The sequence below is a fragment of the Gemmatimonas sp. genome (assembly GCF_021298855.1).
In the GTDB taxonomy this organism is placed as follows: Bacteria; Gemmatimonadota; Gemmatimonadetes; order Gemmatimonadales; family Gemmatimonadaceae; genus Gemmatimonas.
The window spans coordinates 43,341-58,728 of sequence record NZ_JAJTHI010000020.1 but is presented as its reverse complement, the minus strand read 5'-3'; the positions used below and the strand labels follow the sequence as shown (position 1 = coordinate 58,728).

The 15,388-nt window shown below is 69.2% G+C and carries 15 protein-coding genes and 1 riboswitch; all 15 genes read left to right on the top strand.

What is annotated here, in order from left to right; genetic code table 11:
- Positions 1-14: 14 nt before the first annotated feature.
- The 15 genes from LW840_RS07550 to LW840_RS07480 all read left to right on the top strand — a co-directional run bounded on the left by LW840_RS07550 (position 15) and on the right by LW840_RS07480 (position 15,355).
- Positions 15-509, top strand: a complete 495-nt coding sequence (locus tag LW840_RS07550; protein ID WP_291261609.1) for a PTS sugar transporter subunit IIB — start codon at positions 15-17, stop codon at positions 507-509.
- A complete protein-coding gene (locus tag LW840_RS07545) occupies positions 509-1,219 on the top strand; it encodes a PTS sugar transporter subunit IIC (RefSeq protein ID WP_291276740.1) in 711 nt (236 codons plus the stop codon). Before LW840_RS07550 ends, LW840_RS07545 begins: the two co-directional genes overlap by 1 nt.
- Complete coding sequence (locus LW840_RS07540; protein WP_291273488.1) at positions 1,212-2,045, top strand: PTS system mannose/fructose/sorbose family transporter subunit IID; 834 nt, start codon at positions 1,212-1,214, stop codon at positions 2,043-2,045. Before LW840_RS07545 ends, LW840_RS07540 begins: the two co-directional genes overlap by 8 nt.
- Positions 2,045-2,311 (top strand): HPr family phosphocarrier protein, encoded by a 267-nt coding sequence (locus LW840_RS07535; RefSeq protein WP_291261612.1) that lies wholly within the window; start codon positions 2,045-2,047, stop codon positions 2,309-2,311. Before LW840_RS07540 ends, LW840_RS07535 begins: the two co-directional genes overlap by 1 nt.
- On the top strand, positions 2,312-4,045 hold the full coding sequence (gene ptsP / locus LW840_RS07530; protein ID WP_291261613.1) for a phosphoenolpyruvate--protein phosphotransferase: 1,734 nt from the start codon (positions 2,312-2,314) through the stop codon (positions 4,043-4,045).
- Positions 4,046-4,166: 121 nt separating this feature from the next.
- Positions 4,167-5,339 (top strand): methionine adenosyltransferase, encoded by a 1,173-nt coding sequence (metK, locus tag LW840_RS07525; protein ID WP_291268112.1) that lies wholly within the window; start codon positions 4,167-4,169, stop codon positions 5,337-5,339.
- 148 nt (positions 5,340-5,487) lie between these two features.
- Positions 5,488-6,006: a bifunctional nuclease family protein gene (locus tag LW840_RS07520; protein ID WP_291268113.1), complete on the top strand. Its 519-nt coding sequence runs from the start codon at positions 5,488-5,490 to the stop codon at positions 6,004-6,006.
- Positions 6,007-6,032: 26 nt separating this feature from the next.
- A complete protein-coding gene (locus tag LW840_RS07515; protein ID WP_291268114.1) occupies positions 6,033-7,283 on the top strand; it encodes a hypothetical protein in 1,251 nt (416 codons plus the stop codon).
- A riboswitch (cobalamin riboswitch) is annotated at positions 7,284-7,499 on the top strand.
- A gap of 99 nt (positions 7,500-7,598) precedes the next feature.
- Positions 7,599-8,585 (top strand): helical backbone metal receptor, encoded by a 987-nt coding sequence (locus tag LW840_RS07510; protein ID WP_291276739.1) that lies wholly within the window; start codon positions 7,599-7,601, stop codon positions 8,583-8,585.
- Positions 8,582-9,598, top strand: coding sequence for an iron ABC transporter permease (locus LW840_RS07505; protein ID WP_291276738.1), 1,017 nt, complete (start codon positions 8,582-8,584; stop codon positions 9,596-9,598). Before LW840_RS07510 ends, LW840_RS07505 begins: the two co-directional genes overlap by 4 nt.
- A complete protein-coding gene (locus LW840_RS07500; protein WP_291276737.1) occupies positions 9,595-10,416 on the top strand; it encodes an ABC transporter ATP-binding protein in 822 nt (273 codons plus the stop codon). Before LW840_RS07505 ends, LW840_RS07500 begins: the two co-directional genes overlap by 4 nt.
- Before the next feature lie 8 nt (positions 10,417-10,424).
- On the top strand, positions 10,425-12,581 hold the full coding sequence (locus LW840_RS07495; protein WP_291276736.1) for a TonB-dependent receptor plug domain-containing protein: 2,157 nt from the start codon (positions 10,425-10,427) through the stop codon (positions 12,579-12,581).
- 170 nt (positions 12,582-12,751) lie between these two features.
- Positions 12,752-13,867, top strand: a complete 1,116-nt coding sequence (locus LW840_RS07490; RefSeq protein ID WP_291276735.1) for a hypothetical protein — start codon at positions 12,752-12,754, stop codon at positions 13,865-13,867.
- A 50-nt stretch (positions 13,868-13,917) separates the two neighbouring features.
- Entirely contained in the window at positions 13,918-14,682 is a 765-nt protein-coding gene (gene recO / locus LW840_RS07485; RefSeq protein WP_291276734.1) for a DNA repair protein RecO, read from the top strand.
- Positions 14,683-14,899: 217 nt separating this feature from the next.
- Positions 14,900-15,355 carry a hypothetical protein gene (locus LW840_RS07480; RefSeq protein WP_291261623.1) on the top strand — a complete coding sequence of 152 codons (456 nt, stop codon included), beginning with the start codon at positions 14,900-14,902 and terminating at the stop codon, positions 15,353-15,355.
- Positions 15,356-15,388: the final 33 nt, after the last annotated feature.

Here is a 15,388-nt window from a genome sequence, read left to right as displayed (position 1 = left end):
GTTTTCCCCATCGCATGCCCATCGCGCTTTATCGTATCGACGATCGTCTCATCCACGGCCAGGTGGTCGTGGGGTGGGGACAACCGCTGGAACTGCGCTTCATCGTGCTCGTGGACGACGATGTGGCGGCGAGCGAGTGGGAGCAGGAGCTCTACCGCATGGGCGTTCCACCGGAAATGCAGGTCTTCTTTCACGGCGTCGATGAGGCGGCGGCGCAGCTCGCCACCTATGCCCAACGGAGCGAGCCCGGCGTGCTGCTGGTGGGCGATATCGGCACCATGGAGCGTCTGGTCGCCGCGGCGCGTGGCGCCATCCGGGCAGTGAACGTGGGGGGCGTGCATCACTCGCCCGGTCGCACCGGACGGCTGCGCTATGTTTTTCTTACCGCGGCCGAGGAGCAGGGACTGCGGGCCATCGAGGCGCAGGGCGTCGACGTCACCGCCCAGGATGTACCGTCGGCTCGCCCCGTGCCACTCGCCGAGTTGCTGACCTCCACCGCCGGCGCCTGATGGAGTGGTTCGCCGTCCTGATCGATGTCATCCCACTCGCCCTGCTGGCCGCCGTGGTGGGACTCGACGTGGTCAGCTTTCCGCAGGCGATGATCTCCCGGCCCATTGTGGGGGCCACGCTGGGCGGCGCGTTTCTGGGGGCGCCCGAGGCGGGACTCGTGTGCGGCACGGCGCTCGAGTGCCTGGCACTCGAGTCGCTTCCGGTCGGCGCCTCGCGGTACCCCGAATGGGGCACGGCCTCGGTGGTGGCCGGTGCCGTGGCCTCGGTGGGCGCCACGCGTTCCTCCTTCCCCGACGTGGGCGCCTTCGCGGTGGCCGTGCTCGTGGGCATCGTGGCCGGCTGGGTAGGCGGCTGGAGCATGGTGAAGCAGCGCCAGCTCATTGCCGCATTCGCCCGGCCCCGTCTCGATCAGCTGGCCAGCGGGTCCCGCAAGACCGTGGTGGGGCTGCAGGTCTTCGGCATGACCGTCGATCTCGCCCGTGGGGCCCTGCTGGGGGCGCTCATGTTCCTCGCCGCGCGGCCACTGGCCGTGCTGGTGAACGCCCGCTGGACGGTCGGTGAGGACGTGTCCCGCGCCATCGTGGTCACCGCCGTGGCTGCGGTGGCCGCGGCCGCGGTATGGAAGGACTTCCACGCCATTTCCGGCACTCGGCGTCTCTTCGTGGCCTCGCTGGCGGTGGGCACGCTCCTGGTGGTGGCCCGTGCCTGAGACAGGACTCGACAACCCCGCGCTGCGTACCGACACGGTGAGCATGCCCGTCCCTGCCACGCAGCCGCTCGCGGAGTTGCCGGCATCGCTCCGGGCCTCCATGCTGCTGCGCTGCCTGGCCATCCAGGGGTCGTGGAACTACGAAATCCTCGTGGGGAACGGCATGGGATTCTGCGTGGAGCCGGCGCTGCGCCGGCTGCCCGGCGGGATCGACGGGCGGCCCTACCGCGAGGCGCTCGCTCGCCAAGCCGTGTACTTCAACGCGCATCCGTACCTCGCCTCCCTGGCCGTGGGCGCACTGGCGCGTGCCGAACTCGAGCAGGTACCGCCCGCCCGCATCGAACGTTTCCGTACCGCGCTGTGCGGCCCGCTGGGCAGCCTCGGTGACCGCCTCGTGTGGGCGGCATGGCTGCCCGCCTGTTCCCTCGTGGCGCTCCTGCTCTTCGGGTTCGGTTGGTCCCCGCCGGCCGTCATCCTCGGTTTCCTTGTGCTGTACAACGTCGGGCACCTGGGACTACGTGATTGGGGGCTGCGTGCAGGCTGGAAACACGGCCTGCGCGTGGCTACCGCCATGGGGCACCCGGTGCTCCAGCACGGACCACGCTACATTGGACGGGTATCCGCAGTGCTCGGCGGTATGGCGCTGCCCCTGGCGGTGCATCGGGCCATCGGTGGTCAGGAACCACTGTCGCCCATTCCAATGGGGGTGGCGGTGGCCACTCCCGTGCTGGCCGTACTCCTCGTGCGACTGCAGGGCCGTGCCGAGGGGTGGCGCGTTGTCCTGCTCCTGCTCGCGGCCTTCGTCCTTTACTCGGTGGTCCGTTGATGGCTGAACGATCTGTCCAAATCGTGAACAAGCATGGGTTGCACGCGCGCCCCGCGGCCGAAATGGTGAAGGCGGCCTCGAAGTTCAAGTGCGACATCACCATTTCGCGTGATGACCTCGAGGTGAACGGCAAGAGTATCATGGGGGTCATGATGCTGGCCGCCGAGTATGGTGCCACCATTACGCTCAAGGCGACCGGCCCCGACGCCGACGACGCCCTCGACGCCCTGTCGGCGCTGGTCGCCGCCCGGTTCGGAGAGAGCTGAATGCTCTCGGTCCTCCGCGGCATCCCCGCGTCGCCGGGGATCGTCGTGGGTCCGGTGCACCTGCTGCGCTGGGAGGTCCCGGAGGTTCGTCATCGGGTCATCGAGGACGGCGATATCGACCAGGAGATCGCCCGCTTCCACGCGGCCGTCGAGCGGGCGCGTGAGCGCCTGCGTCACCTGCGCGCCCGCACCGAAGCCCAGGCGGGGCCGGAGGAGGCCGCCATCTTCGATGTGCAACTCTCCATTCTCGACGATGGGGAGCTGATCAGGAGCACGATCGCGCTCATCCGTCAGAATCTCGGCGCGGAGAAGGCGTTCGATATCGTCCTCCTCGAATGGCGGCAGCATTTCGCGCGCTCGAGCGCGCCCATGCTGCGCGAGAAGGTGGGCGACTTGACCGACGTGCACATCCGGGTGCTGTCGCTGCTGCTCGATCTGCCCGACCACGACCCGGTCGATGTGCCGCGCGGCAGCAACACCATCCTCGTCACGCACGACCTCACGCCATCCCTCACGATGCAGCTCGATCGGGAGTGCATCGTGGCCATTGCCACCGAGGCCGGTACCGCCACCGCGCACGTGGCCATCCTCGCGCGGTCGCTCGGCCTGCCCGCCGTGGTCGGGTTGCGACAGGCGCTGTCCGTCCTCCAGGGCGGTGAGGTGGCCATCCTCGATGGCACGGAGGGGACGCTGGTCATCGCCCCCACCGACCATGAAGTGGAGGAGGCGCGGCAGCGCGTGGCCGAAGAGGAGGGGCGCGCCGACGTCCTGCGCGAACTCGCCATGAGCGAGCCGGTCACGCGTGACGGCGTGCGCCTCGTCGTGCGCGCCAATGTCGATATCCCCGAGGAGGCCGAGGCCGGAGCCGACAGCGGTGCCGAGGGGGTGGGACTCATGCGCACCGAGTTCCTGGTGGTGGGGCGTGCCAGCATGCCCGACGAGGAGGAACAGTACCGCGCCTACCGGAAGGTCGTGCTCGCGTTCGGCGGAGGCACCACCGTCATTCGCACCTACGACGTGGGCGGCGACAAGTTGCCGGTGGGTGGCTTTCCGCATGAGGCCAATCCGTTTCTTGGCTGGCGCGCCATCCGGATGTGCCTCGACGAGAGTGAGCTGTTCAAGGTGCAGCTGCGGGCACTCCTGCGAGCCGCCGTGCACGGCGACCTGCGCATCATGCTGCCGCTGGTCGTCACCGTGGACGAAGTGCGGGAAACACGGCAGCTCATCAGCGAATGCGTCGAGGAGCTGGCGGCGCGCCGCGTCCCGTTTCGCGATGATGTGCCGCTGGGGGTAATGATCGAGACGCCGGCCGCCGCCGTGGCCTGCGACACCCTGGTCCGCGACGTGGACTTCTTCAGCATCGGGTCGAATGACCTGGTGCAGTACATGCTCGCCGTCGACCGGGGGAACGCCAACCTGGCGCCCCGCTACACGCCCTTTCACCCGGCGGTGCTGCGCCTCATGGCGCAGGTCCAGGCTACCGGGGCGGCTCATGGCATCGACGTCTGTGTGTGTGGGGAGATGGCGTCACAGCCGCTCGCCGTCTTTGCCCTGCTGGGGCTCGGGCTGCGTCAACTCAGCGTCGCCCCGCGGGCCGTGGCCGACGTGAAACGCATCATTCGTGGCGTACGCGCCGACGTTGCCGCCGACGCGGCCATGGCGGCGATGGCCTGCAGCACCGCCCGCGAGGCCGAGGTGCTGCTGCGACGCCGTCTCCGCGCCGAATTGGGCTGAACAGGGCGCCGCCACAGCGGGTCGGCGGCGGGGCGGGGGGCGTCCAGTTGTCCCGGCTGCTTCGCCGGACTAGTGTACGCTGACTGTTTTTCTCCCTCAATCAACGCGAGCGCTGCGCACCGTGGCCGATCGTCATCTCTTCACTTCGGAATCCGTCACCGAGGGGCACCCGGACAAGATCGCCGACCAGATCTCCGACGCCGTGCTCGATGCCATCCTGCGGGAGGACGCGGCGGCGCGTGTGGCCTGCGAGACGCTGGTGACCACGGGACTCGCCGTCATCGCCGGCGAGATCACCACGTCGGCGTATGTGCATCTTCCCGATATCGTGCGACAGACGATCGAGGGAATCGGCTACACCGACGCCAACTTCGGCTTCGATGCCAAGACCTGCGCCGTCATGAGCACCATTGACCGCCAGTCCCCCGACATCGCGCAGGGGGTGGACACCGGCGGCGCCGGGGATCAGGGCATGATGTTCGGCTTTGCCACCGACGAAACGCCCGAGCTCATGCCCATGCCCATCCAGCTGGCGCACGCGCTCACGCACCAGCTGGCCGTGCTGCGCAAGGACGGCACCTATCCCTGGTTGCGCCCCGATGGCAAGGCCCAGGTGAGCGTGGTGTACGAGGACGACCGCCCCGTGGCGGTGGACACCGTCGTCATCTCCACGCAGCACGACGAGAAGATCTCCAACACCAAACTGCGTCGGGCCATCCTCGACGACGTCATCCACGCGGTCATCCCGGAAGAGTTCATTGGCCGCCGCATGAAGACACACATCAACCCCACGGGACGCTTCGTCATTGGCGGCCCCCAGGGTGATGCCGGACTCACGGGGCGCAAGATCATCGTCGACACCTATGGTGGCATGGGCCGACATGGTGGCGGCGCGTTCAGCGGCAAGGATCCGTCCAAGGTGGACCGCTCGGCGTGCTATGCCGCGCGCTGGGTGGCCAAGAACATCGTAGCCGCAAAGCTCGCGCGTCGCTGCGAAGTGCAGGTGGCCTACGCCATCGGCGTGGCCGAGCCGGTGTCGGTGTACGTACAGACCTTCGGAACCGGTGCCGTGTCCGACCGGGCCATCGAGGCGGCGGTGAACGAGGTGTTCGACCTCACCCCGCGCGGCATCTCCAAGGCGCTCGATCTCCGCAAGCCCATCTATCAGGCGACCGCGGCCTACGGGCACTTTGGCCGCACCCCGGAAACCCACGGACGCGGCGCCTCGGCGCGCACCACGTTCACGTGGGAGCGGACCGACCGCGTGGCCGCCCTGCGCAAGGCCGTCAAGTAAGGGAACCATGTGGGGCCAACCGACCGCCGGCGTGGCGCTGCATCGTCCGTGCAGCATGGCCCACCGGCGGTCGGTTTGGTGTATATGAACCCGAGTCTTCACGATTCGGGAGGCATATCCGATCGTCGCCCCCACCCGGAGGAAACACATGGTGGAACTCTCGGTATCCCGCCTCGGCCTCGACAGTGCGACGAACTCGTACGTGGTCATCCTGCGCGAGAAGGCCGGAACCCGCGTGCTGCCCATCTGGATCGGCAAGCCCGAGGCCGAGTCCATTCTCATGCAGATGAACCAGCTCAAGCGTGAGCGGCCACTGACGCACGACCTGTGCAAGTCACTCATCACCGCCCTTGGCGGAGCGCTGCGTCGCGTCACCATTGCGCGCGTGGAGAAGAACACCTACTTCGCCGAGCTGCTTCTCGATGGGGCCAATGGCCTCGTGACGCTCGACGCCCGACCGTCCGACAGCATTGCCATTGCCCTGCGGCTGGCGTCTCCCATCTTTGCCCCCGAGGCACTGCTTACCGCGATGGACCTGGAAGACGAAGAAGGCAGTGACCGTGCGCTCGCCGCCGATTCGACCTCGGGGCAGGAACTGACCCCCGAACAGCTGCAGGCCTATCTCGAGACCCTTCGCCCGGAAGACTTCGGTAAGTTCAATCCGTGAGTCCACGCCCCTCTCTCTCCCCCTCCATGCATCGCGCCCGTTGGTTCGAGTTCATTCGGCGGCCGCTGGCCCTCCTGGCCGGTGCCACGCTCCTGGTCGCCGCCGACGCCAGCGCCCAGAGCGCCGCCGCCACGTCAGCAGGTGGCGCGGGGAGCCCAGCCCGCACTGTGGATGGTCGGGTGCGCATCCCGGTGTCGAGGGGTGGCGACTCCACGGGCATGGGGGCCGCGGCCAACGTGTGGGTCACGCTGCATCGCGTGGGAAAGGATTCGGCCGGGCCAATAGACTCGGTGCGCAGCGATGCCGGCGGACGGTACCGGTTTCGCTACACGCCGTTCGGTGCCGGTGAGGCGGTGTACTTCGCATCCACCACCTACAGCGGGATTGCGTACTTCACGGCCCCGCTGCGCGTGGCGGCGGCCAGCGGCGCCGATACGGAAATCACCGTGTTCGACACCACGTCCCGGACCTTTCCCCTGTCGGTGAAGGGACGGCACTTCATTGTCAGCAAGGCCGACAGCAACGAGATGCGTACGGTCGTGGAGGTATTCGAACTGTCGAACGACAGCGTGCGTACGCTCGTGGCCAGCGAAGCCACGGGGGCGGCGCCCACATGGAGCGTGGCGATCCCTGCAGCCGCGGTCGATGTGCGTGCCAATGAAGGCGAGATATCACCCGACGCCTTCGCGGCCCAGAACGGGCGCGTGTCGGTGTTTGCGCCTATCGCCCCCGGGGTCAAGCAGGTGGCGTTTTCGTACAAGCTGCCCGCCAGCAGCTTCCCGCTGCGCGTCCGCTCCGAGTCACCCGTGGTGGTGTTCGAGGTGCTCGTGGAGGAACCCCAGTCGTTCGTGCGGGGGCAGGGCTTCACGGCGGTCGATCCGGTCGCGCTCGAAGGACGCAACTTCCGCCGCTTCCTCGCCCAGGATCTCAAGGCCGATGCGGAGCTCGTGGTGGAGGTCCCCGCCGGCGCGACCCCCGGGCGCAATCTCTATATCGCCGGGCTGCTCGTCGCGGTGGGATTGCTCATGATGCTGGCGCTCACGCGCAGCATGCAGCGCGCGGCGGCGAAGCGCGGTGTCGTAGCGCCCTCCCTGCGCCCCGCGGAGCCCACCGTGCCGCTTGCTGATCGGTTGGCGCAGGAAATCGCGGCACTCGATGCCATCTACGCGCGGCAGGAATCACCAAGTGACGCGGTCACCGCCGCCTACGAAGCTCGGCGTGCCGAGCTCAAGGCGGCGCTGGCGCAGGCGCTTGCCGAAGCGCCGGCTGGACGGTAGGTTCGGACTGTCACGCACAGGGCGTGACGCACAACTGATTTCGAGCGCGGGACACGGAAGCCGGTGCAACACCGGCGCGGCCCCGCCACTGTAACGGGCTCTGCATCGCGATAGGCGCTGCAGCAGCGGCACTCCATACACCACTGATCGGTTCGATCGGGAAGGTGAGTGTCGTGGCCCGGAGCCAGGAGACGACCCGCGCTCATTCTTTGACGAAGACCCTCGAGGGGGGGCTCGTGCAAACGTGACAACGTCGTTGGCGTGGCGTGGGTCATGGGTGCTCGGGCGTCTTCTCGTGGGAGAGGATGCCCGTTCGTGTTTCCTCACCCACGATTGGTACGCCGCGCACGTCGATGGCTGGTGCTCGTTCCGGGCATCGTCGTTGCGGCGTGCGGCGATTCCAGCCGTTCGTCGTCCGCGGCCGGCGCTGCCGAAGCCTCGCGCGTGCCGTCCGCGGTGGCGCATGGCGTACGTGCCATCGCACCGGCCGATACCGACGATTTCGGTGTGGCGCTGCCCATCGACGCGCGCTACGCGCGGCGGGTCGTGTCGCTCAATCCGGCGGCCACCGAGGCGGTGTTTGCGATCGGTGCCGACTCCGTACTCGTTGGTCGCTCCCGATGGGATCGCTATCCCGCCGCGGTGGCGCGCGTGCCGGCCATTGCCGATGGCCTCCGCCCGTCGCTGGAGGCGGTGCTGGCCGCACGCCCCACGCTGGTGGTGCTCTACGCCACGGCCGAGAACCGTGCCGTGGCCGACGCGCTCACGCGGGCCGGTGTGCGCACCATCGCGCTGCGCGTGGATCGCATCGCGCACTTCCACCGGCAGCTGCGCGTACTGGGCGTGGCGCTCGGGGCGTCGTCGCGGGCTGCAGTGGTGAGTGACTCCGTGCAGCGCACCCTCGATCGCGTGCGTGCGCAGACAGCGAGACTGGCCGGCCGGCCGGCCGTGGTATGGCCGGTGTGGAGCACGCCCCCCATGGTGATCGGTGGCGGCAGCTACATGGACGAGCTGCTCGAAATCGCCGGAGCGCGCAACGTCTTCCACGACGCCCCCCAGCCATCGCCAAGCGTGAGCATGGAAGAGATCATCGCGCGGGCGCCGCAGTACGTGATGGCGAGCGACACGCAAATGGCGTCGCTGGGCCGTGACGATACGTGGCGGGCGCTCCCCGCCGTGCGGGCGCAGCAGTTCGTGCGTCATGATCCGGCCGTGACCGGACGCCCCTCGGTGGTGCTCGGCATGGCCGCCGTGCAGCTCGCCCGTGCGCTGCACCCCACGCTCGCCGATTCGCTCCCATGACACGGACCGAGGTGAGCCCCCACACAGCGGCCGGCCGCGGGGCCTGGCCGTGGGTGCTTGGGGTCGTGTTGCTCGTGATCGTGTCGCTGTTGGCGATCGCCCTGGGTGCTGTGTCGCTGCCGTTCGACACCGTGATCAATGCCCTGCGTGGATCGGGTGATGCGGCCAGTGTGTCCATCGTGCGGGAGCTGCGGTTGCCGCGGGTGCTCCTGGCCGCGCTGGTGGGCGCCGGGCTCGCCATGAGTGGCGGCGCGCTGCAGGGGACCATGCGCAATCCGCTGGCTGAGCCGTATCTGCTGGGGGTATCCGGCGGGGCCGCCGTGGGGGCGGTGACCGCCATGGCGCTGGGCGTCGACGCACCGGCGCTCATCACCGGGTGCGCTTTTGCCGGCGCCGCGGCGGCGACGCTGCTCGTGACGGCGCTCGCCCGCGTGGTGGGAGGGAGCGGTGATACCCGCCTGCTGCTCATGGCCGGAGTGGTCGTGGGGGCCTTTGCCAATGCCGCCATCCTCGTGGCGCTCGCCGATGCGCCGCCGGAACGGTTGCGCGGGGCGCTCTGGTGGATGATGGGCAGCGCGGCCGATGCATCGTGGAGCGCCGTGGGGCGCAGTGCCGTGGCACTGGCGCTGCTGGGCAGCGTGCTCGTCTGGCGCGCGCGCGATCTCGACGTGCTCGCGCTTGGGGGCGAACCGGCCGCTGCACTGGGGGTGAATGTGGAGCGCGCATCGCGCACGCTGTTTCTGGTGGCCAGTTGGCTCGCGGCGGCCACCGTTGCCGCTGCCGGGCTGGTTGGGTTCGTGGGTCTGGTGGTGCCCAATCTCGCGCGAGCGCTGGGCGCACGCCGGCATCGCCCCATGCTGCTCTTGTCGGCCCTGTATGGTGCGGTGCTGCTCGTGGCCGCCGACCTGCTGGCGCGCACGCTGCGCGCACCGGCCGAACTGCCGCTGGGGGCCGTGACCGCGCTCGTCGGGGTGCCGTTCTTCCTGTCGCAGTTGCGCAAGGTGACCCCGTGACCGCCACGATGTCGGGGCAGGGGGCCACGCTGGCCTTCGAGTCGCTGGGCGTGCACTACCCGGGGCGCCCGCAGCCGGCGCTGCAGGATGTGTCCTTTGTTGCGCAGCCGGGGCTGGTGACGGCGGTGGTGGGGCCCAATGGCAGCGGCAAGAGCAGCCTGGTGCGGGCGCTGCTGCGGCGCGTGCCCCTGGCATCGGGGCGCATCTTGCTGGCAGGCGAACCCATCGCGGCCATGGAGTCACGCGCCATGGCGCAGCAGGTGGCCGTGGTGCCGCAGCGCGAGGAGCCAGGCATGCCGCTTTCGGTGCGCGAGTTCGTCATGCTGGGCAGGCACCCGCATCGAGGTGCCTTCGGCGGCGCGTCCCGCGAGGACCGAAGTCAGGTGGAGCAGGCGGTCGAGCGGGCCGGCATTGCCGATGCCATCGACCGCACCACCGACTCGCTCTCCGGCGGCGAATGGCAGCGTGTCCGCATTGCCCGGGCCCTCGCCCAGGACACGCCGGTGCTGGTGCTCGACGAACCCACCACGTTCCTCGACATCGCGCACGAAATGGCGGTCTTCGAACTCGTGGACGCCCTCGCGCGCGAGGGGCGCACGGTGCTGCTGGTGAGTCACCAGCTCAACCTCGTGGCGCGCTTCGCCGACGCCATCGTGCTGCTCCATCGGGGCCGCGTGGCCGCCGCCGGCGATGCCGACGCGGTCATGCGCGGGGAGATTCTCGAGGCGGTGTACGACTGGCCACTCGTCGTGACACGCGACCCCGCGGTGGGGGCGCCCGCGCTGTTGCCGCTGCGGGGGCGGGGGCGCACGCGATGATGGGCGTCATGATGAGCGTCATGATGAGCCCCACGAGCGCCGCCGCATGGTGGCTGCTGCAGGCGCCCATGACACCGGCGTTGGCGGTTTCGGACAGTGTGGCGCTCTGTTTCCGCGATGCCGTCACGCAAGCCCCGGTGGTGGGAGTCACGGTGCGCGAAGAACGCGCGGCCTCCCGCGTTCTCACCAGCAGCTGCGGGCGGGTATCCATCGCCGGCGTGGTGCGGGTGGCGCGCATTGGCTACGAGCCGCAGCGTGTCGTCGTGCCACCGTCCGCGACCGCAGCACGTAACACCGGGCGGGCCGGCGCCACCATCGACACGCTGCGGCTGTATCTGCAGCCCTCCCGCGGCCGCCTCGACGCGGGAGCGGCCGCCGACACCGTGGCGGTGCTCGAGACGCAACGCATCATCGCGCGCGCGCCCACGGCGCCCGCCGGAGCCACCACCGCCACCATCACCGCCACGTCGGCGCGCGAGCGCGGTGTGGTGAGCATGAACGGCGTGGTGACGTTGCTGCCGTATACCAGCATCCGGTCGGCGCGCGGTGAGTCGGGACTGTCGCTGCGCGGTGCACGGCGCGAACAGGTCGTGATCACGCTCGATGGTTTGCCACTCAACGACCCGGCCACCGGATTGGCAGACGTGGCCGACTTGCCATTGGTGGCCGTGCAGTCGGCTACCGTGCGTCCTGGCGCCGACCCGGTCGGGACGGGCAGCGGCGCGGCGGGCGGCGTGTTGGCGCTCTCCAGCGCCTCGCAGCGGGCCGTCAGCGTGCGCACCGGTGCCTTCGGTCACGTGGCCACCGAAGCCGCGTGGGCCGCCAGCGCCATGGGCGTGCGGTGGAACGCCACGGCGGCATTCCAGCAGGCGGCCAACGACTTCGCGTTCACGAACGAGGCCGGCGCCGCACCCGTGCGGGAGCAGCGGATCAACAACGACGAGCGCCGCGCGGTCATCAGTGGCGGGCTGATTGCCGCACGCACGCAGTGGAACCTGCTGGTCTCCACCGGTGAGCGCGGCATGGTGGGACCGGCCAACGTGCGGGCATTCGACAACGATCGGTCGATGACGACACGCACGATGCTGCGTGGACAGACCACATGGGGCACGACCGTGCTGACCTCCGGCGTGCGGCACTTTGCCCTGCGCTACCGCGATCCCGCGCGCCCCGCCCTCGATGCCCAGGCCCGCGCGTGGGCGGGCGATGTGGAGTGGCGCGGTGCGGCCTGGCACGGCATGTGGCGCGTGGGTACCGGCGCCGACGGGCTGACCGGAACGGGCGCCCTGTCGCAGCGCCGCGCTCGTGGCTTTGCCGCGTGGGGGTGGCAGCGTGCCACCAGCGGCACCGCGGGGCGGGTCCCGCGACTCGATCTTGATATCGGCGTGCGGGCCGATGCGGTGGAACGCAACGGGGTGCAGCCCACGGCCAACGCCGGCCTCGCTTGGCGTGCGCGGGGCGCACAGGGTGGGTCCTCCGTGGTGCTGCTGGCGCGTGGGGCACAGGCCGTGCGCGTGCCCACCCTCTACGATCTGTACTTCTCCTCGCCGCAACGACTCTTCGTGCGCGCCTTGCGCGCCGAACGGGTCACCCTCGACGCCAATGCTGGGGCGCAGGGCGCGTGGCAGCGTGGAGATCGTCGGCTCACCGGCGAGCTGCTGCTCGTGGCGCGCGACACGCGCGACGCCATCGTGTGGTTCCCCGGCAACTTCGGCTGGAGTCCGGCCAACGTGGGGCGTGAGCGGCTGCGCGGGACCGAGTCGCGCGTCGAGCTCACCACGCCCGCCATCACCCTGTCGGCCTGGCATACGCGGTACGCGTCCACGCTGCGCAGCGGGCTCCTCACCATTCCCACGCCCTACGTGCCGCTGCACAGCGGCGCGGTCCAGGCGCTCTGGCGCTTCGGTGCCCACACGCTCAGTGCCAATGTGCGGCATCAGGGGCGTCGGCCCTTCACGGCCGGCCCTCGTGATCCACGCTTCGAATTGCCATCGGTCACGCTCACCGATGTCGCCTGGGCTCGGCGACAGCGCGTGGCGCAGGTCGAGGCGCTCGTCTCCCTCACCATCGACAACGTCACCGGGGTGCGGTGGCAGTCGGTACGTGGGTTCCCCATGCCAGGACGCGGCTGGTCCGCCGCGCTCACGCTGCAGCCGCGAACGTAACGCGCGGCGACGTTCGCGGGGTGGTTACGCACACCGCGACTGGCCAGTAGGACCGATCCGTTCACTCCCCCCGAGCCACTCTTGTGCCTACCCAATTCTCTGTCGCTCCGCGTAATGCGCGCCCGGTCCATCCGCCACGCAGGCCTCAAGCCCCATCTCTTTCCCGTCACGTGCGTGAACTCGCGCTCCTGAGCGCCCTGCTCGGCGTAGCCGCCTGCGGGGAGTCCACGCCCATCGCCGTTCCGCCGCAGCCCCCGCGCGGTATCGTCGTGCTCGACGGCTTCATTCAGCCCGGTCTCACCTTCCTCGGTGACACCGGACAGGTCACGTCGCGGCTGCCGCTCGCCCCACCAACGGAACTCGACGCTGGTGGCTTCACGCTCGAACGCGATACGGTCCTCACGGTCTCGAGCCGCGGCGCTGGCGACCTGCTGTACATCGTCGATATCGGCGCCCTGAGTGCCCGACGCGTCCAGCTGCCGCCGCGCAGCAATCCCTCGCGGGCGCGCCTCTTCCGCGGCAGCAACGGGCAGGCCCTCATTGCCGCGGCGCTGCGTGACTCCAGTGCCATCGCCCTGGTGTCGGTGGCCGGTACGGCCGCTCCCACCATTGCGCGCATCGCCAATGCGGGGCTCTGTCCCACCGACATGTTCCAGTACGACAATGCCACGTGGGTGGTGGATGCGAACAGCAACTGTCGCACGAATTACGCGGTGCAGGGCGACGTGCGGCTCATTCGTATACCCGCGAGCGGCGGCACCCGGGATACCATCAGGCTTCCAGGAGTACGTGGGTCGGGGGCGTCGGCGGTCATTGTCGGGCAGGTGGCGTATGTGAGCGCCGGCGGGGAAGCCAACTTTGCCAGCTTCCCGTTCTCGCTCATCGCTTCGGGCGCCGTGGCCAAGGTGGATTTGGCCGCGCGCCGCGTGCAGACGATTCGCCCCATGCCGGCCGGGACCTTCGGCGCCGGCACCAGGCGCGGACTCGACGGCTTCCTGTACGTGAGTCTCTCGGAGAACCTCTCCACCTTCACCAGCCGCATCCTCAAGCTGCGCGCTGACGACCTCTCCGTCGTGACCACGGGCACCACCCCATGGCTGGACCTGCGTACCGCCGCGGGCGCCCCGGTGACCTGTGGCAGCGGACAGGCAGACGCACTCGGCAGATTGCACTGCATCGTCAATGGCGCCGGCTCCGCCACCTCGCTCATCGTCTTTTCTCCCGCGCTGGTGGAGACCCGGCGCGTACCGGCCGGGCAGGGCGGCGTGGATCTCGCCCTGCGCTGAACCGGCACGTCGTTCTGCCCATTGCTCCACCGTGTGGCTAACGTTGCTGCATGTCCCTGCTGCAAACCGACGCCATCGTGCTGCACGTGGCCGATTACCTGGAGTCCAGCCGCATCCTGAGGCTGGTAACCCGGGAGGCCGGGGTGCAGTCGGTGGTGGCGCGCGGGGCGCGCTCCTCGCGGAAACGGTTCGGGAGCGCCGTCGACCTGTTCGCCGAAGGGCAGGCGCAGATCCAGACGAAGCCGGGGCGCGACCTGCACGCCCTTCAGGGCTTCGACGTGACGACGGCGCGACCGGCGCTGGCGCTCGACCTCGGTCGCTTCACGGCGGCCAGCGCCATCGCCGAGTGCGCCCTGCGGCTGGTGCATGACGAGGCGGCGCCGGTTGCGTACGGAACGCTCGTGGAGGGGCTCGATCAGCTCGCAACGGCTGCCCCTCACGATACCGTCACCGTCACCGTGGGTGTGCTCTGGCGGCTCGTGGCCGAAGTGGGCTTTCGCCCCAGCGTGGGGCACTGCGCGGAATGCCACGCTCCGGTAGAGGCCCAGCTGACGGCGCGGTTTTCGGTAATGGCCGGGGGCACGGTGTGTGCCGCCTGCGCGCGGCGCACACCGGGGGGACGGTTGCTTCCCCCCGACGCCCGGGCGGCGCTCGAGGCGTGGCTCGGCGGGCACCCGGTGCCCCTCGACGCCAGTGCCGCACGGGCGCACCAGCGCCTGCTGCGGGAGTTTCTCCTGGAGCATCTGCCGGAGCGGCGGCCGCTCAAGGCCTATCAGGTCTGGGAACAGGGACAATGGGAGACCAACCTCAAGTAGTACATGAGGTCCGTTTGCTAACTGCTTGATGTCGTATTTCTTGTAGGTTTTTCGCCGTGATTGGGGCGGTTTGCGAGCGACGCGCTGCCCGGAATGTTGCTTGACGGGCAGGGGTGTGCGTCCTAAGCTTCACAGTGGATTCGATTCGCGAATCCATGTTTCTCACCCTTAAAGGAGACGTCGACTCAGAACCTGATTCGTCAGTCGGAGAAGCACCATGAAACGTTTGTGGGGAGCACTGGGTCTGGTGCTCGCTCTCAGCGTGTTCATGCCACGAGTCGCGGAGGCTCAACCGTCGCAAGACGGGAGAGAGCGCCGCGCCGGAGCGAGCCTCGGGCAGAACTACCCGAATCCCTTCAATCCGGAAACTCGCATTCCGTTCAGCGTGGGCGATGCGCCCACCTGTTCGCAGCCTGGAAGGCAGTACCGGGTCAGCCTCAAGATTTACAACGTCCTGTCGGACGTGGTGGCAACCCCGGTGTTGCAGGGCGGAACAAGCGGAGTGGCCGGTGGTCAACCGCTGGAAAAAATCGCGGTCCCATGCGGTGATTACGTCGCCTACTGGGATGGCAAAGTCCAAGCAACCGGGCGGGAGGCCGCCTCAGGCGTGTATCTGTATCGCCTCGAGGTGGATGGCGTGCCGCTGGTGAAGAAGATGATCGTGGTGAAGTAAGCAGTTGCTGGTCGAGCACCACGAGACCCGATG

Bases quoted from the DNA above. Each gene is read 5' to 3' on its own strand.
- LW840_RS07495 (WP_291276736.1), top strand. From the start codon at position 10,425: ATGATGAGCGTCATGATGAGCCCCACGAGCGCCGCCGCATGGTGGCTG.
- LW840_RS07480 (WP_291261623.1), top strand. From the start codon at position 14,900: ATGAAACGTTTGTGGGGAGCACTGGGTCTGGTGCTCGCTCTCAGCGTG.
- LW840_RS07535 (WP_291261612.1), top strand. From the start codon at position 2,045: ATGGCTGAACGATCTGTCCAAATCGTGAACAAGCATGGGTTGCACGCG.
- LW840_RS07550 (WP_291261609.1), top strand. From the start codon at position 15: ATGCCCATCGCGCTTTATCGTATCGACGATCGTCTCATCCACGGCCAG.
- LW840_RS07545 (WP_291276740.1), top strand. From the start codon at position 509: ATGGAGTGGTTCGCCGTCCTGATCGATGTCATCCCACTCGCCCTGCTG.
- LW840_RS07505 (WP_291276738.1), top strand. From the start codon at position 8,582: ATGACACGGACCGAGGTGAGCCCCCACACAGCGGCCGGCCGCGGGGCC.
- recO (WP_291276734.1), top strand. From the start codon at position 13,918: ATGTCCCTGCTGCAAACCGACGCCATCGTGCTGCACGTGGCCGATTAC.
- ptsP (WP_291261613.1), top strand. From the start codon at position 2,312: ATGCTCTCGGTCCTCCGCGGCATCCCCGCGTCGCCGGGGATCGTCGTG.
- LW840_RS07515 (WP_291268114.1), top strand. From the start codon at position 6,033: ATGCATCGCGCCCGTTGGTTCGAGTTCATTCGGCGGCCGCTGGCCCTC.
- LW840_RS07520 (WP_291268113.1), top strand. From the start codon at position 5,488: ATGGTGGAACTCTCGGTATCCCGCCTCGGCCTCGACAGTGCGACGAAC.